The sequence below is a fragment of the Paenibacillus glycanilyticus genome (genome assembly GCF_023715145.1).
GTDB lineage: Bacteria > Bacillota > Bacilli > Paenibacillales > Paenibacillaceae > Pristimantibacillus > Pristimantibacillus glycanilyticus_A.
This window is the reverse complement of sequence record NZ_JAMBNP010000004.1, coordinates 67,341-86,248: the sequence shown is the minus strand read 5'-3', so window position 1 is coordinate 86,248 and position 18,908 is coordinate 67,341. Positions and strand designations below refer to the sequence as shown.

At 49.1% G+C, this 18,908-nt stretch carries 20 protein-coding genes and 1 riboswitch; of the genes, 14 read left to right on the top strand and 6 right to left on the bottom strand.

What is annotated here, in order from left to right; all coding sequences use genetic code 11:
* The first annotated feature begins 147 nt into the window (after window positions 1-147).
* The 3 genes from M3194_RS12740 to M3194_RS12730 all read left to right on the top strand — a co-directional run bounded on the left by M3194_RS12740 (window position 148) and on the right by M3194_RS12730 (window position 3,855).
* On the top strand, window positions 148-1,704 hold the full coding sequence (locus tag M3194_RS12740) for a HEAT repeat domain-containing protein (RefSeq protein WP_251654399.1): 1,557 nt from the start codon (window positions 148-150) through the stop codon (window positions 1,702-1,704).
* Between the two features lie 197 nt (window positions 1,705-1,901).
* A complete protein-coding gene (locus M3194_RS12735) occupies window positions 1,902-2,600 on the top strand; it encodes a hypothetical protein (protein ID WP_251654397.1) in 699 nt (232 codons plus the stop codon).
* A gap of 58 nt (window positions 2,601-2,658) precedes the next feature.
* Window positions 2,659-2,770: riboswitch (purine riboswitch) on the top strand.
* A 125-nt stretch (window positions 2,771-2,895) separates the two neighbouring features.
* Window positions 2,896-3,855 (top strand): EamA family transporter, encoded by a 960-nt coding sequence (locus tag M3194_RS12730; RefSeq protein WP_251654395.1) that lies wholly within the window; start codon window positions 2,896-2,898, stop codon window positions 3,853-3,855.
* Between the two features lie 128 nt (window positions 3,856-3,983).
* Here the strand turns inward: M3194_RS12730 and M3194_RS12725 are convergent, their stop codons facing one another.
* The 3 genes from M3194_RS12725 to M3194_RS12715 are packed head-to-tail and all read right to left on the bottom strand — an operon-like array spanning window position 3,984 to window position 7,081.
* Window positions 3,984-4,808, bottom strand: a complete 825-nt coding sequence (locus M3194_RS12725) for a carbohydrate ABC transporter permease (protein ID WP_251654394.1) — start codon at window positions 4,806-4,808, stop codon at window positions 3,984-3,986.
* A gap of 14 nt (window positions 4,809-4,822) precedes the next feature.
* Window positions 4,823-5,785: a carbohydrate ABC transporter permease gene (locus M3194_RS12720; RefSeq protein ID WP_251654392.1), complete on the bottom strand. Its 963-nt coding sequence runs from the start codon at window positions 5,783-5,785 to the stop codon at window positions 4,823-4,825.
* 36 nt (window positions 5,786-5,821) lie between these two features.
* Window positions 5,822-7,081, bottom strand: a complete 1,260-nt coding sequence (locus tag M3194_RS12715) for an ABC transporter substrate-binding protein (protein WP_251654391.1) — start codon at window positions 7,079-7,081, stop codon at window positions 5,822-5,824.
* 568 nt (window positions 7,082-7,649) lie between these two features.
* Here M3194_RS12715 and M3194_RS12710 point away from each other — a divergent pair.
* The 9 genes from M3194_RS12710 (at window position 7,650) to M3194_RS12670 (ending at window position 15,164) form a co-directional block, all read left to right on the top strand.
* Entirely contained in the window at window positions 7,650-8,378 is a 729-nt protein-coding gene (locus tag M3194_RS12710) for an amino acid ABC transporter ATP-binding protein (protein WP_251654389.1), read from the top strand.
* A 64-nt stretch (window positions 8,379-8,442) separates the two neighbouring features.
* Window positions 8,443-9,282 carry a glutamate ABC transporter substrate-binding protein gene (locus M3194_RS12705; RefSeq protein WP_251654387.1) on the top strand — a complete coding sequence of 280 codons (840 nt, stop codon included), beginning with the start codon at window positions 8,443-8,445 and terminating at the stop codon, window positions 9,280-9,282.
* Window positions 9,283-9,357: 75 nt separating this feature from the next.
* Complete coding sequence (locus M3194_RS12700) at window positions 9,358-10,011, top strand: amino acid ABC transporter permease (protein ID WP_251654385.1); 654 nt, start codon at window positions 9,358-9,360, stop codon at window positions 10,009-10,011.
* 42 nt (window positions 10,012-10,053) lie between these two features.
* Complete coding sequence (locus M3194_RS12695; protein ID WP_251654384.1) at window positions 10,054-10,704, top strand: amino acid ABC transporter permease; 651 nt, start codon at window positions 10,054-10,056, stop codon at window positions 10,702-10,704.
* Window positions 10,705-10,782: 78 nt separating this feature from the next.
* Complete coding sequence (locus M3194_RS12690) at window positions 10,783-12,036, top strand: ATP-binding protein (protein ID WP_251654383.1); 1,254 nt, start codon at window positions 10,783-10,785, stop codon at window positions 12,034-12,036.
* 5 nt (window positions 12,037-12,041) lie between these two features.
* On the top strand, window positions 12,042-12,941 hold the full coding sequence (locus M3194_RS12685) for a response regulator (protein WP_251654382.1): 900 nt from the start codon (window positions 12,042-12,044) through the stop codon (window positions 12,939-12,941).
* A gap of 475 nt (window positions 12,942-13,416) precedes the next feature.
* Complete coding sequence (locus M3194_RS12680; RefSeq protein ID WP_251654381.1) at window positions 13,417-14,244, top strand: M15 family metallopeptidase; 828 nt, start codon at window positions 13,417-13,419, stop codon at window positions 14,242-14,244.
* 318 nt (window positions 14,245-14,562) lie between these two features.
* The gene (locus M3194_RS12675) at window positions 14,563-14,766 is read left to right on the top strand and encodes a hypothetical protein (protein ID WP_251654380.1); all 204 of its coding nucleotides are present in this window, start codon (window positions 14,563-14,565) and stop codon (window positions 14,764-14,766) included.
* Window positions 14,767-14,813: 47 nt separating this feature from the next.
* Window positions 14,814-15,164 carry a hypothetical protein gene (locus M3194_RS12670; RefSeq protein ID WP_251654379.1) on the top strand — a complete coding sequence of 117 codons (351 nt, stop codon included), beginning with the start codon at window positions 14,814-14,816 and terminating at the stop codon, window positions 15,162-15,164.
* Between the two features lie 88 nt (window positions 15,165-15,252).
* On the opposite strand, the gene M3194_RS12665 is transcribed toward M3194_RS12670, so the two are convergent.
* A complete protein-coding gene (locus M3194_RS12665; RefSeq protein WP_251654378.1) occupies window positions 15,253-16,599 on the bottom strand; it encodes an S-layer homology domain-containing protein in 1,347 nt (448 codons plus the stop codon).
* A gap of 193 nt (window positions 16,600-16,792) precedes the next feature.
* Between M3194_RS12665 and M3194_RS12660 the strand changes: the two genes are divergently transcribed.
* Together M3194_RS12660 and M3194_RS12655 are read left to right on the top strand one after the other, a co-directional pair.
* Entirely contained in the window at window positions 16,793-17,254 is a 462-nt protein-coding gene (locus M3194_RS12660) for a small multi-drug export protein (RefSeq protein WP_251654377.1), read from the top strand.
* Window positions 17,255-17,295: 41 nt separating this feature from the next.
* Entirely contained in the window at window positions 17,296-17,829 is a 534-nt protein-coding gene (locus tag M3194_RS12655) for a hypothetical protein (RefSeq protein WP_251654375.1), read from the top strand.
* Between the two features lie 74 nt (window positions 17,830-17,903).
* Here M3194_RS12655 and M3194_RS12650 read toward each other — a convergent pair whose 3' ends face one another.
* Together M3194_RS12650 and M3194_RS12645 are read right to left on the bottom strand one after the other, a co-directional pair.
* Window positions 17,904-18,629: an LbetaH domain-containing protein gene (locus M3194_RS12650; RefSeq protein ID WP_251654373.1), complete on the bottom strand. Its 726-nt coding sequence runs from the start codon at window positions 18,627-18,629 to the stop codon at window positions 17,904-17,906.
* Window positions 18,607-18,897, bottom strand: a complete 291-nt coding sequence (locus tag M3194_RS12645; protein WP_251654371.1) for a hypothetical protein — start codon at window positions 18,895-18,897, stop codon at window positions 18,607-18,609. The genes M3194_RS12650 and M3194_RS12645 overlap by 23 nt, the downstream gene beginning before the upstream one ends.
* Window positions 18,898-18,908: the final 11 nt, after the last annotated feature.

The following is an 18,908-nucleotide window of genomic DNA, read 5'->3' as shown; positions in this document are numbered from 1 at the left end:
GAAGCTTCTCCCTCTCAACATTAATCCTATTATTCTAAATTCACCTGACTATTGTGCAACGATCTGACTGAAGTCTAAATACAAATTAGACGGCCCCAGGTACATTTAATATATCACAAATACCTGTTAACGAAGGGGCTGTACAGAATGTCAAATGAGATGAATTTGCTTAATGACGAACAAATGATTCAGTTTATTACGAACGGATATCTGGTGCTTCATAATGATTTACCGGATGAACTGCATCGAAGCGTAATGAACCAGATTGATTTCGTCCTTCAAAATGAGGGGAATCCCGGCAACAATATTTTGCCACGCGTGCCGGACATCCAGAAATTCTTTGAGACGCCGGTAACGAAAGGCGCGTTAACTAGCGTCCTGGGACCTGACTATTATATGCATCCGCATCGCCATATGCATTTCAATCAGCCGGGTAACGGAAAGCCGGGGGGCGGGGATTGGCATAAAGACGGCTTTTGGTCATCCATGCGCAGTCATCGTCCATGGTGGGTCATGATGTTCTACTATACGCAGGATATTACGGAAGACATGGGCCCGACCGCCATTATGCCCGGCTCCCAATATAACGAGACATTCCCGAACCAATCAACGCTGCTGCCGACGGGAAAAGCAGGCACGATCGCGCTCGTTCACTTCGATCTGTGGCATAAGGCTTCGCTGAACACGTCCATCATTGACCGTTACATGCTTAAGTTCCAATTTGTCCGTCTATCCGAACCGAAATCTCCAAGCTGGAATCATACAAAGGCTGAAGCGGACTTCCCGCCCGATGCATCTGATGCGCATTTGAATTTATGGAATGATGTTTGGAGCTGGCTTAAGGGAGAGGGAGGCAAGGAGAAGACCCCTGGCGGCGAGCTTGCAGAGGTGCCTGCTTTGATCGAGGCATTGTCGAGAGAGAATGAGGTCATCCGCAGTCAAGCGGCCGACAAGCTTGGCCTCATTGGCAAGGCCGCAGCGGCAGCCGTTCCGAAGCTGGCGGAGCTGATAGGCGATTCGTCTGAGAATGCAGCTCTAAATGCCGTATATGCCCTTGGACATATAGGGGATTCAGGCACAAAGGCTTTGTTGAAGGAAGTGGCTGAAGGATCCAGGTTAACAGCACAGCGAGCAGCTTATGGACTCCAAGCTTCCGGCAAGGATGCCATTCCCGGACTAATTCAGCTGTTAGCGCATCAAGATGAGAACAGACGAGCTCTGGCCGCATTCATGCTCGGGATGCTTGGATCGGCAGCCTCTTCCGCTGTTCCTTCTTTAATCGTCGCGTTGAATGACGCAAGCGAATGGGTACGACGGAATGGCGTCGAAGCGTTAGGAATGATCGCCGAGCCAGCAGATGAGACGGTACCGGCATTGGTCCGGACGCTCGAAGAAGCGGTTGCTAGAGAGTCTGCGGGCAAAGAGAACGTCAGCACGGACTCTTATGTAGACAATCAAGAATATATAACGAACAAAATTGCCTATACAGCGGCATTGTCCTTACTTAGAATCGGGAAACACGGCGACGCGGATCTCGTCATCGACGGGCTTGTTTCGGGCTTGCAAAGCCAGGACCGGTATGCCAGAGCCTACGCTTTCGAAGCGTTGACGGCTATCCGCTCAGCTAGGGCGGTAGACGTGCTGATTAAGCAATATCGGGCAGCGCGCTGGTGCCCGGACACTCATAAATCAAGTACCTTTTAATTCGGGAGTATTAGACAGAACGCTGCCATATTTCCTTGGCAGCTTTTTTTAGATTGGTTATTTAACACTTCGGGGATAAAAGATAACAATATCATGCAGTCAACTTCGAATTTCGCGGCCTTTTTAGTTGATATTTTCCCATAGAAAAGAAAAGGGCAAGGAGCACAAATCTACGGACAACATCAAGCAGCCTGAATATGATCACGCACGACTTCAAACAGAACGGGCTTACATTAAAAGCCAAAATAACGATAGGCGACAGCATAAAGGTAGATGCATCGATTACCAATAACAGCGGGAACACGATTATTTACAACAAGCGGTGCGGGATTCCTTTTATGATTTATGTGCAAAAGGAAGATGCATACACTCACCTAATTGCAAGTGGTGAAAAAGCAGTTGTATGTGAGGATATATTCGATCCCAATGACTTAAAGGAAATGAAGCCAAACGAAACATTTAATAAGAAAATCACATTTAAACGGGAGGTTAGATTAACGAATGAGAGCTCGGTGCATGCATTAAGCGGCATGTATGATGTGTATTTTTCTTTCCAAATGCAAGACAAGGAGAGGTTTCTTTCCAAAGTCCCCATCGAATTGAAAATGGATAAAGAACCCGAGATCATGACTGTGGATCAAGCAAAAGCAAAGGCAAAAGAAAATAAGGAAGTCAGAGAATGGTTTGACGAACATGAAAAAGAAAATTTGATCATCAAATCGGAGGATGCCATTTTGAGCGACGGGATGTGGACCGTTATGTTTCATACCTTAGGTAATGACACAGCCGGAATCTCCGACCGCATGATCATTAACATGGATGCTAAATCCGGAGATATCAAGGGAATTCACTATGAAGAGTTTGACAAGGAAGCATTGGAATTTTTGGATAAATAATGAGTTGACAGGATCTTACCTGGCATGTAATATATGAAACGTTGTCACTAATGCGGAAACGCATGATTCATATTCTTTTCGTATAACCTCGCAGGCGAATGCGTTCGCACAGGGCGAGGGTTTCTACAGGGAGCCTTTACTTCCTAACTACGAAGCCGCAAATGAGCTTAATGCTCGTTTCAGGCGACGGAGTTAGGATTTTTTGCGTCTTCACTTCCGTCAGAAGACCCCAATCCGGGACAACGCACATGACATGCTGACCTATTTTTTTTGGAAGCAGGAGGTTATTCAAGCAATGAAGTATTATTTGGCCGTTCTCGCGGGAGCAATGAGCTATGGTATATTATCAACGATCGTGGTTTTGGCATACGGACAGGGCTATCAGCTAGGCGAGGTTGTGGGAAGCCAACTTATGACGGGATTTATCCTATCGTGGTTACTTGCGATATACACCAAATTCAGACAGAACCGAGGGGCGCGCAAGGCAGGCCAGCGGCAAGATTCAGTTGCGTCGGGACAGGTTTTTCAGCGGCTAACGTGGAAGCAATGTCTCCTTCTCATGGCTGCGGGTACGCCAACTGTCATTACCGGTCTCGTCTATTATGAATCGCTGCGTTATATTCCGGCATCACTCGCCATCATTTTATTATTCCAATTTACGTGGATCAGCGTACTCATCCAGGCGGCGATAAAACGCAAACGGCCTGAAAAACTAACGCTGCTAACGTTGGTGATCCTCCTCGGGGGCACGCTAATCGCTGCCGGTTTCCTGGAGAATGGTCATAGCGGAATTCATATTCGCGGCATTGCGCTAGGTCTAATGTCCGCGGTTAGTTATTCTCTATTCGTTCTGTTTAACGGCAAGGCCGTATCGAATGCGCACCCTGCCTACCGCAGTGCCTGGATGGTAACTGGCGGCTTAATCCTGCTTTGCATTTTGTTCCCGCCAACGTTCCTCTTCAATGGATTGATCTGGAGCCAACTGCTTGTGTTCGGCTTGCTGCTAGGCGTCTTTGGAGCGTTCATTCCATCTGTACTGTTCGCAACCGGCGTACCCCATATCGGCGGGGATATGGCAGGCATCATCGGGGCAGCGGAACTGCCGGTGGCGGTGCTTATGTCTGCGATCGTGCTTCACGAGCAAGTAAGCGGATTGCAGTGGTTAGGCGTGATTATCGTGCTTATCGGAGTGGCGCTGCCCGAACTGTACAAATACTGGCTGTCAAGGTCAGGATCGAAAACCATTTTTTCTTAACAAGAGATAATGAAGGGGACAGAGTCCTTTTCATTATCTTTTTTTATTAACGTGATTAATCAAAAAGAGAAACCCAGGCGTCTTGTTGAAGACCTGGGTTTCTCATCAAATTGGCTTTACGGCTATGTTCAGCTTTTTATCGCGCCGGCCGCAATGTCGGAAATAAACTGCCTGCTGACGAACAGGAACAGTACGATGAGCGGAATAACCGCCAGCAGCGTGCCTGCTACGATCATGGCATAATCGGTCACGTAGATACCGTTCAAGGAGGAGAGAGCCACCTGCAGCGTAAATTTACTCTCGTCGTTCAGGATGATCAGCGGCCAGAGATAATCGTTCCAGGAACCGATGAAGGTAAATGCTCCCAGGAAGGACAACGCCGGTCGAAGGATGGGGATAGCGACGTTCCAATAGAGCCGGAAGAAGCCGCAGCCGTCGATACGCCCCGCATCGAGCAGCTCGGAAGGAACGGCTTCCTGCGTATATTGGCGAATCCAGAAAATGCCGAATGCATTGGCCATGCCGGGAATGATCAACGCCTTGAAGGAGCCAACCCACCCGAACTTCGCCATGATGACGAAGGAAGGAACGAGCGAGAGCTGCGAAGGCGCCATCATCGTGGCAAGCAGCAGGACAAACAGCCATTTTTTGCCCGGAAAATTGAATTTAGCGAACGTAAATCCAGCCAAGGAATCAAAGAACAGGACCAGCAGGGTGCTGCAAGAGGCCACGAACAGCGTGTTGAGAAACGCGCCGATGAAATCGACATTATCGAACACCCGCGTCACATTGCTTATCAAATGCGTCCCGAACCAGAACTTTGGCGGGAAGCTGTAAATTTCCGCCGTTGTACGCGTGGCCATGACGGCAAGCCAGTAAAATGGAAAGACGGAAACGACAAGACCGAGTATCAGCCCGAAATAGAGCAGGATGGCAGACTTTCTTTTAACCATGCGTATCACCCCGTTTATTCATCTTTGGCACCGCCGCCCTGAATTACCCGCCAGTTGAAGATCGAGAAGAGGGCAATCAATATGAACATGCCCCAGCCGACGGCGGAGCCGTAGCCGAAGTAATTGTTCACGAAGGCCTCCCTGTACAGGTAGAGAACGATGGTCAGCCCCCCGCCGCTAACGCCGCCGTCGTTGCCGACGAGCACCTGCGATTCGGTAAAGATCTGCATGCCTCCGATGGTAGAGGTAATGACGGTAAAAAGAATAATCGGCCGCAAATTCGGGATCGTAATGCGGAAGAAGGACTGGATGCCGGTAGCACCGTCAATTTTGGCGGCCTCATAGAGGACGGTAGGAATGCTTTGGAGTCCCGCCAAATAAATGATCGCATTGTATCCGACCCAGCGCCAGATGACCATGATGGACACGGCCAGCTGAATGCCCCACGTCTTGTTCAGCCATTCCACGGGGGAAAGGCCGAAGAGGGACAGGATATAGTTCAGCAGTCCGTAATTGTTGGAGAATATCGTGCTGAATACAATGGCAACCGCAACAAGTGAAGTGACGTTCGGCAAGAAGTAACCGATCCGGAAGAAGGTACGGAACCTCACAAACGATGCATTCAGCAAAAACGCGATGATGAGCGCGAAGAATAACATCGGAATGGTCGAATAAACCCAGATCAGGAGCGTATTGCCTACCGCTTTCCAAAATTCGGGATCGGTGACCATAAATTGATAATTGTTAAGGCCGTTAAAGGTCATCACGCCAATGCCGTCCCATCGCTGGAAAGAAAGATACATCGAGAACAGAATCGGGAATAAGCCGAAGACGGCAAACAGGATATAAAAGGGAGAAATGGCCAGGTATTCTTTGCGGTGCTTCCATATTTCAGACGCTAATCCTTGCTTCCGCTCCAAGAGCTGCACGGAGCTTCCGGGATCGAATTGCGTTCGGTTCTGTAATGGTTGTCCCATCAGATTCTACCTCCATTGCCGGGATGGTATGATTCTTTAACGCAGCAGCTCCTTTTTCACTCTAGATAGCGCATCTTTCCAAGCCTTATCCGGGTTTTTGCCTTGAAGGGCAACCGATGACAATTCACGGTTCACGATTCCATTCAGGTTGGAGTATTTCGTCCCGAAATAGGAGGGCTTCACGTTGCGCGCGGACTCCGTAAAAATCTCACCGGTTGCTTGCCCGCCGAAAAACTCCTCTTGCAGCTTCATGACATCCGAATCGAGCGCCTTGGAGGCGGAAGGGAACAGGTTGAGTTCCTTAAAGCTGGTCACCTGATTCTCGGAATTCAGGATCCACTTCATCACCTCGAAGGACTCCTTCGGGTATTTGCTCGTTTTCATAATGGCGAGGAAAGAACCGCCGTTATTGCCGTCTCCGCCGGGAGCTCTCGCGACGCGCCACTTGCCCGCCGTATCCGGAGCCGCGTCCATCAGGATTTGCTTACTCCAAACGGCGCCCACATAGGATGCGATCTTGCCGTTGTTCATAGCCGCGTTCCATTCGGTGGAGAATGTGCCTGCATTGGCGAGCAGATCCAATTGCGTGGCTTTTACCGCCAGGTCCCATGCCTTCTTCATGGAAGAGGAGGGATCCTCGCCAATGAAATTTTCGTTTTTATCAAAATAAACTTTATCAGACTGCGCGTTCACCTGGTTATACACTTGTCCGATATTGTCAAGCAGCTTCACCTTGCCGCCTAACGCTTTCTGAAGCTTCTCGCCTGCGGCGAAGTAGTCTTCCCAAGTCCCCATCACCCGATGAACCTCTTCCGGGTCGGTTGGGAGCCCCGCTTGTTTGAACAAGTCCTCACGGTAAAATAAGGCGGTTGGACCTGTGTCGATCGGCATGGCGATCATTTCGCCCTTCGGCGTAACTCCAAGCTGCCATTTCCAGTCGAGGTAGTCACCTTCAATGTCCTTCGCTCCAAGGTCGTAAAGATTGTAGAAACGGTCGGCGCTCGGGAACAGCTCGGTAACCCAGTCGTTAAAGGCTACGATATCAGGTCCGCCGCTGCCGGCAGCGAGCGTTGTTTTCAGCTTGGATTTGAAATCCCCGCCGATTTTTTGCGCGTTGATGCGAATACCCGGAAACTGCTTCTGGACCCCGCTTATCAAGTTATCGTCCAGACTCCGGTTCCAGTACCAAAGGGTAAGCGTTTTCATCTCGTTGTTGGATGAAGACCCGCCAGAACACCCGCTAACCATGAAAACTAGAAGCAACAGACACAATAATAATGCACGGTATTTTGCCATTGTTTTAGGCCTCCCATCGCGGCATTTTGGTACTGCAGCCAGCATCACCACCTCTAGAAATTCTTGTTATGCGTTTATTAATTGAACATTATAGACCCAACCTATTGAATTTGGAACTCTCTTGCTCGAAATAGAGGCGATGGTAGGACATCGCCCGGAAGCTATTCAATTGCGACTGGGTTTATGGTCTTAAGTGAGGATGGCGGGGGGAGTTGCTCGACAAGTACAATAGTAACTTTCCCGACAAAAACCGCTCTTCGAGGGTCCTCCAAGAATGAGCTGCTCGATCGAATCCCGGTCAAGGCATATTTATTGTTGAAGATATAGAAAGGCGTTCCCGAAATCCCAAGGCTTGAGCCATATTGGCGTTCTTGCTTAACCGTGTCTATATAATGGCTCCCGGTTCTCTTTGTGTGTCGGAATGAAAAGTAAAGAATAAATAATGAGTTTGTTGTCGGATTCGTTAGGATTGCGTAGGGTTTCATTATAGTTGTCTACATAGCATGTGATCTTACATAACATAACCTGTCCATCGGAAAGTGCATAAGCAACGGAAAGGGGGATTGCGGTGATTGAATTTCAGCAAGTGGAGAAGCATTATGGCGATTTTCATGTGCTTAAAGGCATCGATCTTCGAATTGCGCAAGGGGAAGTCGTCGTTGTGGTCGGACCATCCGGCTCGGGGAAAAGCACCCTCCTCCGCTGCATCAACCGGCTTGAAGCGATTTCAAGCGGCAGTCTGACCGTTAACGAAGTTGACGTCACCGAGAAGAAAGCTGACATTAACAAGCTGCGGCGGGAAATCGGCATGGTCTTCCAGCACTTCAATCTCTATCCGCATCTGAAAGTGATCGACAATATTACGCTCGCACCAATAAAGGCGCTTGGCGTGCCGAAGCCGGAAGCGGCGGATATAGCCAGGATGTATTTGGAGAAAGTCGGCATCGCCGACAAAGCCGACGCGTTTCCTTCGCAGCTGTCCGGAGGACAGCTGCAGCGCGTGGCAATCGCCAGGGCGCTTGCCATGAAGCCCAAGATCATGCTCTTCGACGAGCCGACCTCCGCGCTTGACCCGGAAATGGTCGGTGAAGTACTGGACGTCATGAAGACCTTAACGCATGAAGGGATGACGATGGTCGTCGTTACGCACGAGATGGGCTTCGCGCGGGAAGCGGCGGACCGCGTTGTCTTTATGGACAAAGGGCAAATCGTCGAAATCTCTCCGCCGGAGGAATTCTTCGAGCAGCCTCGGGAAGAAAGGGCGCGGGTGTTTCTCCATCGCGTATTGCGTCATTAAAGCGCGACCGCACCCTATGATCAAACCTTGCAATTCCATAGAGGACGGAGAGGGGAATTAAGCTATGAAGAAAAGAAGTTGGATGACGTTTGGCATTGCAATGACTTTACTCGCCACGATCTTATTGAGCGGATGCGGCAGCAACGAAGGAGGCAACAACAACGGAGCGAACGGGTCTGAAGAGGCGTCGGTGCTCGGCGACATTAAGAAGCGAGGGAAGCTCGTTGTTGGCGTCAAGTACGACACGAAGCTGTTTGGCCTGAAGGATCCTGCAAGCGGCAACGTCGAAGGCTTTGACGTCGACATCGCCAAAGCGCTCGCCAAGGAGATTCTCGGCGACGAGACCAAAATCGAGCTTAAGGAAGTTACTTCCAAAACGCGCATTCCGATGCTGAACAACAACGACATCGATATGATCATCGCCACGATGACGATTACGGAAGAACGCAAGAAGGAAGTCGATTTCTCCGACGTATACTTCAAGGCGGGCCAGTCCCTTCTCGTGAAGAAAGGCAGTCCAATCAAGAGCATAGACGACATCAAGAAAGGCACGAAAGTATTGGCCGTGAAAGGCTCGACATCGGTTGACAACATTAAAGCAAAGGTTCCGGACGCCGCCATCCTGGAGTTCGACAACTACCAGGACGCGTTCAGCGCGCTCAAAGCCGGTCAGGGCGATACACTGACAACCGATAACGCCATTCTCTACGGCATGGCCGTTCAGGACCCGGGCTACGAGGTTGTAGGGGAACCGTTCACCGACGAGCCGTACGGCATCGCGATCAAGAAGGGTGCAGCCGATCTGCTTAATAGCGTAAACGAAGGATTGAAGAAGCTGCACGACAGCGGCGAATACGACAAGATTTACGAGAAATGGATAGGCGAAGCCCCGTCCGGGGAATAGAGGAATGCGTACGACGGGATGGGTGGCCAAGTGCCACCCATCTTCTGTATATCGGGAATAGCGGGAGGAGATTGCATGCCGGACATATCGATTTTTATGGACCACTTCGGAATCTATATGAAAGGATTTGGCAACACGATTTGGGCGAGCGTCATCGCATTGCTTGGCAGCTTCGCTGTTGGGACGATTATCGCCGTATTCCGAATTTCGTCCGTCAAGCCGCTCAGGTGGATCGGGACGGCTTACGTCGAGTTCATTCGGAATATACCGCTGCTGCTTGTCGTGTTTGTGTTTTATTACGGCCTGCCTTCGCTTGGCTTGACGTTAAGCGGATTTATATGCGGCACGGTCGGACTAATGGTATATACGGCTTCCTTCGTCGCGGAAGCCATCCGGGCAGGGATCATGAGCGTTCCGTCGGGACAAACGGAGGCAGCCAGAGCGTCGGGATTGACGTATATGCAGACAATGCGGCATGTCGTGCTTCCGCAGGCGATTCGAATCGTCATTCCGCCGCTTAGCAACCAATTCATCAACCTTGTGAAAAACTCGTCCATACTCGGTGTCTTCGCCGGATTCGACCTGATGTATTACGGCGATCAGGTGGCCAGCAAGACGTACGCGACCTTCGACACCTATATCTTCGTGGCGGCGCTGTATCTTGTTCTGACCATCCCTTTAAGCTTCGCGGCGCTGCAGCTCGAACGAAAATTGGCCAAGAACGGATAGTGAAACGCAAAATTCGATAATCACTTTTAGGAGGATCGGCGGATGGACATTGCTGGCGCTTTTTCTTACCATAATCTCATCTTCATCATGAAAGGCTTCGGCATTACGCTTTGGGTTGCTTTCGTCGCGATCGTGCTGAGCTTCGTGCTTGGCAGCATCACCGGAACGCTGCGTTATATGAGAATTCCGGTCGTATCCCGCATACTTGGGGTACTAGTCGAGTTTATCCGCAATTTGCCGCTGCTGTTGATCTTGTTTTTCACCTATTTCGCAATGCCGGACGTTGGCCTAAAGCTGGGAGTCATGAGCTCGGCCATCGTGGGTCTAACGGTATTTGAAGCCGCCATGATCTCGGAAATCGTGCGCAGCGGATTAAGCTCTATCCCGAAAGGCCAGGTCGAAGCCGCCCGTTCGTCGGGCCTCACTTATATGCAGACGGTTTGGCATATTGTGCTTCCGCAGGGACTGAGGCGCATGGTGCCGCCAATCGTAAGCCAGTTCATCTCCTTGCTCAAGGACACATCGCTTGCCATCGTCATTTCGCTGCCCGAGCTGATGCATCATTCAAAGATCGTCATCGCGCAAAATTACAATTATACCCTTCCGATTCTCGCGCTTGTGGCCGTCTTGTATTTCGCGGTCAATTACGCGCTGTCGCTTGCGGCTAGGCGCCTGGAAAATAAATGGGGTTAAGCAATCGCGGACATTAGAATCCCGATGGGAGTTATTCCTATAGCCATACAAAATTGGTCCAAATCCGAAAGCATGCAAATGACCATTGTCGCCATCGTTGTAGCGGTTGCCGGGGAGTTCAAGATCAACCCGTTCATCGGGGAGGTCTTTCGCATCGGTCTAGGCAGCAGCGCCTTTCTGTTCCTGCTTCTGTTGATGAGCCATCTGCCATATTGGCGGACGGGGATCGCCGCGGGCGCGACGGTGCTGCTGTTTCGGGTATCGCTGGACGGAGCAGCCTCGGCCGATGCGTTCCATATTCTCGACAGCCTGAAAACGCACTTCTCCGCCATGCTCTATTACGTCGTCTTCGGGGCCGGAATGGCCCTCATTCAACGCAGATTGCATCAGCTTAATCCGCTTATTCTGGGCGCGTGCGTGTCGCTGATCGACGTTGTCTCCAATGAAGCGGAGCTGCTGATGCGCAGTGCCGCTTTTGGACTGCCTTATTTTCAACCCAATCAGTGGCTGCTGATATCGGTCATCGCCGTGGTGCGCAGCTATTTCACGACGGGTATCTACAGCAGCATCGCCGTACACCAAATGCGTAGCGTTCACGCCGAACAGCAGAAACGGATCGAGCAAATGATCAATGTCGGCAGCGGGCTCTATGGCGAGGTCTTCTATTTGCGCAAGTCGATGGATGTCATCGAACAGATTACCGCGAAGAGCCACGCTCTTTACGGTCAGCTGAACAAGGAAGGATTAAACGACTACGGCCGGTCCGTTCTCGGGATTACCCAGCAGATCCACGAGGTGAAGAAGGATTCACAGCGCATCCTGGCCGGACTGATGAAGCTGGTCGACCTTGAGAGCGCACCGGAAATGACCTTGGCGGAGATCATCGAGCTTGTGGGCAAGTCGAACGGCGAATACAGCAGGATGCTTAAGAAAGAGGTCCAGATCGAGAAGGATGTCGGCATCGATTACCTGACCGCCCACTATATCCCGCTTCTCACCGTGCTTAACAATTTGGCGGCCAACTCGGTCGAAGCGATCGAGCGTCATGGGACGATCCGCATCCGCGTACGCGAACGCGAAGGAGAAACCTTGTTTATCGTCAGCGATACGGGGACGGGGATTGCCGAACAGGATAAGGATATGGTGTTCGAGCCCGGGTTTACGACCAAATTCAATCAGGAAGGCGTCGCTGCGACCGGCATCGGTCTCTCGCATGTCCGAGATATCGTCGGCTCGTTTGCGGGCAGACTCCTCTTGTCGGAACCGGGAAGGGACACTGAAACCACGTTCTCCGTGGCTTTACCAACCGTTAAGCTGAAGAAGGGAGTGTAGGCGCTATGCTATCATTCTGTATTGTCGACGATGATGCGGTCAGCAGACGGATGCTGCAGACGATTATCGAGAAAGGCGGCGTCGGCGAGGTTATTGGAATGGCGGCAGGCGGCGTTGAAGGAAAACGACTAATCCTAGGCGAAAACCCCGATGTCGTGCTCATTGATCTATTGATGCCGGATCAGGACGGAATCGAAACGATCGTCCGGCTGAAACAGGAAGGGTACGAAGGGAAATATGTCATGATCTCCCAGATCGAGAACAAAGAAATGATCAGCAAAGCGTATCAAGCCGGCATTGAATTTTATATCCAGAAGCCGATAAACCGGGTTGAAGTCAAAGCCGTGCTTGGCAAAGTATGCGAGCAATGGCGAATGGCCCGTTATCTGAAGGAAATCAAACAGTCGATCGCAAAGCTGGATGACTTGAATTCGGAGCCTTCGGGCGTTCGGAAAAAGCACGATGCCAAAGAGATCATGCGCATGATCTTAATGGACATGGGCATCATCGGGGAGAACGGAAGCAAAGATATCATCGAGATGATGTCTTGGCTGATTCCAAGACATCAAGGCGGAGGCTTTCCGCCTCTCAAAGCGTTGTACGAAGTTGGAGCCCGGGGGAGCAAGCCGGAATGCGGCGATATCGAGAAGGAAGGGAAGGCGGTGGAGCAGCGCGTTCGCCGGACCGTCATCGCCGCTTTATCCAATTTGGCGAGCATCGGGCTCACGGACTACAGCCACCCGAAGTTCGAGCATTACGCGCCGCTTTATTTCGACTTCGAGGACGTTCGTCTCAAGATGCGGGAAATCGACGAGAAATGCCCGCAGGAGAAGCGCAAGGTCAATATTAAGAAATTTCTTCAAGTGCTGTACCTGGAAACCCTGGATAAAATGAAAAATCAGTAACAACGAAGAGAATTTACATACAAGGAAAGCCGCATAAAGTGCGGCTTTCTTATTTTTTGCCTAAAGAAATAATGATGTTTCTCTAGCACCAAAAAGTTGGAGCAGCATTATTTATCGACAATACCATCCAAGATAACCAGGATATAATTGAGGTTGCATGGATTCCCTTAAGCGAACTCGACAAATTTAATTTCATAACCTTACCGACGCTTGAACTAGCGAAAGAGCAGGCAATGTTCTGAACTTCGACCTGATGATCAGATCAACTGACGTTGGCATTTGCATCCAAGAAACTGGGATAAATTCAAACACCTTCAAGGGAAAGCCTCCATGTCGCAGGACATGTGGGCAGCTTTGGAGGTGTTTTTGCGTTTGGAACCCGTAATGAAGTGCTTTAATAAATCTTTAAGGTTTTCACTCACTTTATTTTAACTTTGTTTCTCTAACCTAGAAAAGAGAGAAAGAGGAGGAACAAATGATGAGAAAGTGGCTTTTATTGCTTATAGTATTTTTGTTGATGGGAGTGATCTATAATCGGCTATCGGGGAGTGGACCGCAGAAAGACGAGCTTGTGATCCGGGTCGAGAAGAATCAGGTGCACGAGGGAAATTTGCTTCTCGTCAACGAGGAGCTTGCCGTACCGCCTAATCATGCGGATGCCGAAGCGGTGAACTTGTATAAGCACAAAGAATTGCTAAACGGCTTCGGCTTGCTGGACAGCACAGTTAGGCTCTCTCCGGATTTGACAAAGAAATTCGCTTCCATGATCGCAGACGCCGCCAATGACGGAGTAGATCATTTTCTTATCAACAGCGGTTATCGAAACAACAAGGAGCAGGAAGCGCTATACGAAGAGCTGGGACCGGAAATCGCGGCCGTTCCCGGACATAGCGAGCATAACTTGGGGCTGGCATTAGACATCGGTTCGACGACGGCGCAGATGAAAGACGCACCGGAAGGCAAATGGTTGAAGGAAAACTCTTGGAAGTACGGGTTTATCGTCCGGTATCCGGAGGATAAAACAAATATTACCGACGTCGTGCACGAGCCTTGGCACTTTCGGTATGTCGGTCTTCCGCATAGCGTAATCATGCATGAAAATCATTTTGCGTTCGAGGAATACTTGGATTACTTAAAGGAGAGCAAATCAATAACGATGGTTGTCGCGGGCAATACGTACGTTATTTACTATTATCCGATATCTTCTAATACGACGCTCCACGTGCCCACTAAAGGAAGTTACGAAATATCGGGCAACAATTCGGATGGCGTTATCGTGACCGTAATGAAATCACAAGACTAACCGGAAACGGTTTACACGAGAAAAACAAGCTAGTTCCATTGTCTGCAATGACATAGAACTAGCTTGTAACGTGGTTATGGAGCCAATTCGGAACCGTTCCGTACGCAGACTTCATTTCACGGAGCTGGCAAATAGTGATTCAAACTTCGTTATCGTGGTTATATTTTAGAAAGGAAGCAGCATTCAACGTATCTCTTATTGTCTATTTTGCATGTTGTGAATCGAGGTCTTGTTGAACACTTGCTCCTATTTGTTGGTCCATGGAGCAAGTGTTTATTTTGTTTGGGATACGGTATTAATCATATGGGGGAATTTTCGATGAACAAACAATCGTTGGATTTCATTAAACAAACGCTTGAGGAGTTAAAGCAAAGGACAGCCTCTGTACTGGAGGAGGGACTGATTGATCACGTTATTCTGATGCTGGACAGGAGGTACCCGGCGCATCTATTAGAAGAAGCCAGTCTTGATATCTCTGCTCAAGAAGGTGCTATGCAGAGGTTCTTAGATCAACAAGCATAAACCCGAATAATCTTATAAGTATTTATGTCGAAAAAGGAGTGCTTGGTATGTCTTCTAAAAAAACAATATACGTTTCCGTATCCAACAAAAGTCTTGATACGGAAGCTTCAATGAATGAACAGCTTGAGGTCCGCGGGACAGAGGAGGAGCTTGAAAAGCTCCATCGTATGCTTGAACGGCTGCAGCGGGACGATGAAGTGACCCAATTCCGAGCTCCAATCCCCTATAAATCCGCCGATCACGATCAAGCAACGGATAAGTTTAACGATGATCTAATCAAACTCTATCAAGTCATCTACCTTTTGGGAACGGACAAGACGAAGGCTCATATTCATGATATGAACATCCTTAACAAGCTTGAAGATACCGATTACGAATATCCCGGCTACGAGCGTTAATGGAATCAAACACCAAAACAAGCCTTCCGTCGAAACGGAAGGCTTGTTAGCTTGTATGAAAGGGCAGAGTAGAACGTCAATAAATCAATCACTTGCTATCAAGCTTCTGCCGAATCGCTTGCTCAATCGAATCCATCGGATCGCTGCCCGGTTTCGGAATATAGTAAGCAGGTACGTTTGGCTTAACATATAGTCCGCTTGCTGTAGCTAACTCAACGCTAATGGAGCCTTTTTCTTCAACGAGCGATTGGAGCAGCGTTGAGGTCTTGCCGGCTTGCTTTGTCTGCAAAGCTGCGTAGACGACTTCGACCATATCACCGCGCAGGAAAGGCTTGGCATTGGCAAGCCGCGTAGCGGCATCCACAGTCAGCAATCCATTGTTACGTGACAATTCTGCCGCATTGGAAGTCGTTGCGTTGGGATAGCCAAGCAACCGGTTGATTAAGGTCAGAAATTCTTTGCCCGTCATCAAACGATCCGGAGCAAATTGACCATTCCCGATGCCTTTGACATAACCCTTGCTGACCGCATACGCAATGGATTGAACAGCCCAGTGCGAGCTTTTTACATCGGTGAAGCTTGACTTCAATTGTGCCCTCGCAGCGTCGTCCGCCTCGCCGGAAAGTCGAAGCAGCATAACAGCTCCTTGCGCGCGAGTGATGGGATCTCCCAATTGATACCCGTAATTGGTTCCCATAAAGAGGCCGAGCTGCTTCAACGTATCTGCTTGAATGGTACGCTGGCCGGCATTTGCGGGATCGGATGAGGAGAGGATAGAGACTTCTTCTAGCGGTTGATCCGATTGAACCTCCGGTTCAGATTCGACTTTCGCGCCGTTTAATTCTCCGGTGTGGACTAGACTAGAGGGATCGGAGACATACGAGCTGACGTAATAGTCTGGGGCAGGAGGGTTATCCTTCCGGAAGAGCGGAGCGGCGTTTAATTGATACCCCGTCAATAGGCCTTGTTGGTCGAAGGATTGGACAAGGGTAACTGACTTTATCGGCTGAGTATAATCCTTTACGACCGTGCTTTCATCCAGCTTTTTGCCAGACCAGAACTGGATGGAAGTTTGTTTCTTCAGCATGCTTAATTCATCAAACTCATTGCTCATGGAGTTGCTTAAGAAGCGCTCCGAGCCGCCTTCCCCGGACATGCTTATAAACTGCTCTTCGATAAATTGTTCGCCTGTGAATAAATGAACGATACCGTACAGGATATGAACGGGCTTGTCCGTTCCGCCTGCGAGAGTAGTCAGCCAATGTTCGGCTGCGGCATAGCGGGGAGATACGGCAAATTCAGCTGCATATACGACTTCAATTCGATCAAAGTCATATTTGATTTCTCCCTCCGCAGCTGAGGCTTGCGTGCATTGGAAAAGCATAATGACGGACAGCAAGAGTGCAAGCATAACCTTACGAGAATTCTTTTTCATATAGATACACATCCTCACCAAATAATTCCATCACAATCATACAGAGAGAAAGGGAATTTGTCACTACATTTGCGGTTGGAGCAGCTATATGCTGAATGAATATCGCGGTTTTTATTTATGAAGATCAAGTTCTTGCCCAAACCAAAATATATATAAGAATCCTGAAAAGGTGCAGATGATGAGGAGGTCCATAATGCTTGAGGAATATCTTAAAGATTGGTCATATTTCGCGGTTTTCATCTTGTCGGCTCTGCCCTGGATTGAGTCTGCGACGGTTGTCGTGTTGGCCATTGCGCTTGGTTTACACCCGATCTGGTCAACCATTCTTGCATTTACGGGCAATTGGCTGACCGTAATGCTGATTGTCTTCCTTTTCCATAGGTGGCAGGAGTGGAGAAACAAAAAACGCAATGTCGACGAGAGGCAGCTGCAGGAGAGCAAAAAAAGCAAACGCGCGCATAAATTGTTCGTAAAGTATGGACTGCCCGGCCTGTCCCTACTCGGTCCGCTGCTTATCGGAACGGAAGTCGCAGTCGTATTCGCCATGCTTTTTAAAGCACCGCGTAAAAACGTCATCGCGTGGATGACGACGAGCCTTGCTTTCTGGACCGTACTATTCGCGGCAGCTGCGTATTACGGTTTAGAATTCATTTAAGGCAACGGTCAGGTTTGTTCCAGGAGAGGGTGTTCACTCACATGGATATCATATTAGAAGCGCTTCTCAGAGGATTTCAGAAGCAATATTCGAAATCAAAAGCCATTCTTCCGGCTAAAGTATATGAAGTGTCCATTGAAAACAAGAGAGAAATATTCGACTTGAATTTTCCCGGCCTTTATATTTTTTATGGCCAGACGAGTTATTGCTCTCAGAAAAAGATCCTTTATATAGGCATATCCGGGGCAAATGGTGGGGTTGGGAAATCCATTCAATCTCAAATCAGCAAACGTCATTTGGATCCCGATTTCCAAAAAAACATGAAGGAATTGGGGTATGATGGAGTTATTCACTATGACACGGCTAGTTTTCTGGACAGTGTGAAAGCGACGGTCCTATTAGAAGAGGTACATATCGTTGAGTTTGAGGGGGAAGAAAACCTAAAGCTTGTTGAGATGTTCCTTTGTATCGAGGAAGAGCCTCTTTTTCGTAAAGAGCATGTTGCAGAACCGATGAAAGACCGGCATAAACGTTATATAAAAGAGTGCGAGGACGAAGTGCTCCAGACCGATTAAGTTAAAGTGACATACGTGCATTCTGTTCTAAATGGCCGGGAAATTCCTGCGTGGAGGATGCCCGGCCATTCTTTTTATCGTAATAATTTCTCATGGTTATATGCTATTCCGCAGGAGCAGCGTCGAGTGCCAAACATGGCGTCATAGGAGGGAGGGAATTCCGAATAAACACGGATAACTTGCTCGGCTAGCTCTTCGGCATCCTTAGGTACAGAACCAAGCGAATCGGCCTTGGCCTGGGTGTCAATATGCGCGCCTGGAGGGACAAACCGATTGGGTGCTAATCGCACACCGTTGGTCAAAAGCGCATCATTGGAGATGTAGGAGCCTTGCCCGATATGCGCATTAAAGACAATAGCCTTGAAGCCGACGAATACATCATCTTCAATCAGGCAGGGACCGTGAATGATGGCCCCGTGAGCAATAGAGGCTCTATTGCCAATGTAGATCGAGTACGACTTGTTGGACACCTGTACATGTTGATTTGCTAATCCGTGCAAAATCACGCCATCCTGAATATTTGAGCTTGAGCCGATAAAGAATGGCGTTCCTTCATCCGCACGTAGCGTTGCGGTAGGCGCAACGAACACTTGATCAGAGATATGCACATCGCCTATTACACTGGTGAAAGGACCTAGAAAAGCCGTTGGATGGATGGAAGGAAACCGCTGAACGGAATTTGCCGAAGTTATAGGATTGGGGCTAATAAACCTTGCGAATAAATTAACAGGACCTCTCGGAAAATAATCGAGACCTTGCTGCCAGGCGCTGCCCCGGCTAAAGGGATGGTAGTATGCCATGATAAATTCTCCTTGCAACCGTCTTGGCGATGCTCTCGGTACTAAGATATTCCGTATATAGGTCAATGTCACAAGGGCAGAGCGCCCATTTATAAAAGCCTAAAGCTGCAGCTGCAGCTCTACGATATGAGAAAACAATATTTCTACCGCCATTCACGGGCAGATGGGCTATAAGGAGAAGAGCCCCACCATAAACAGGGGGCTCTTTCCTTGAATTTGGATTTATCTTTGGTTCTTTTAAGAAGGATGTTAGAATGACAAACTTCATCTTTTCCCTTG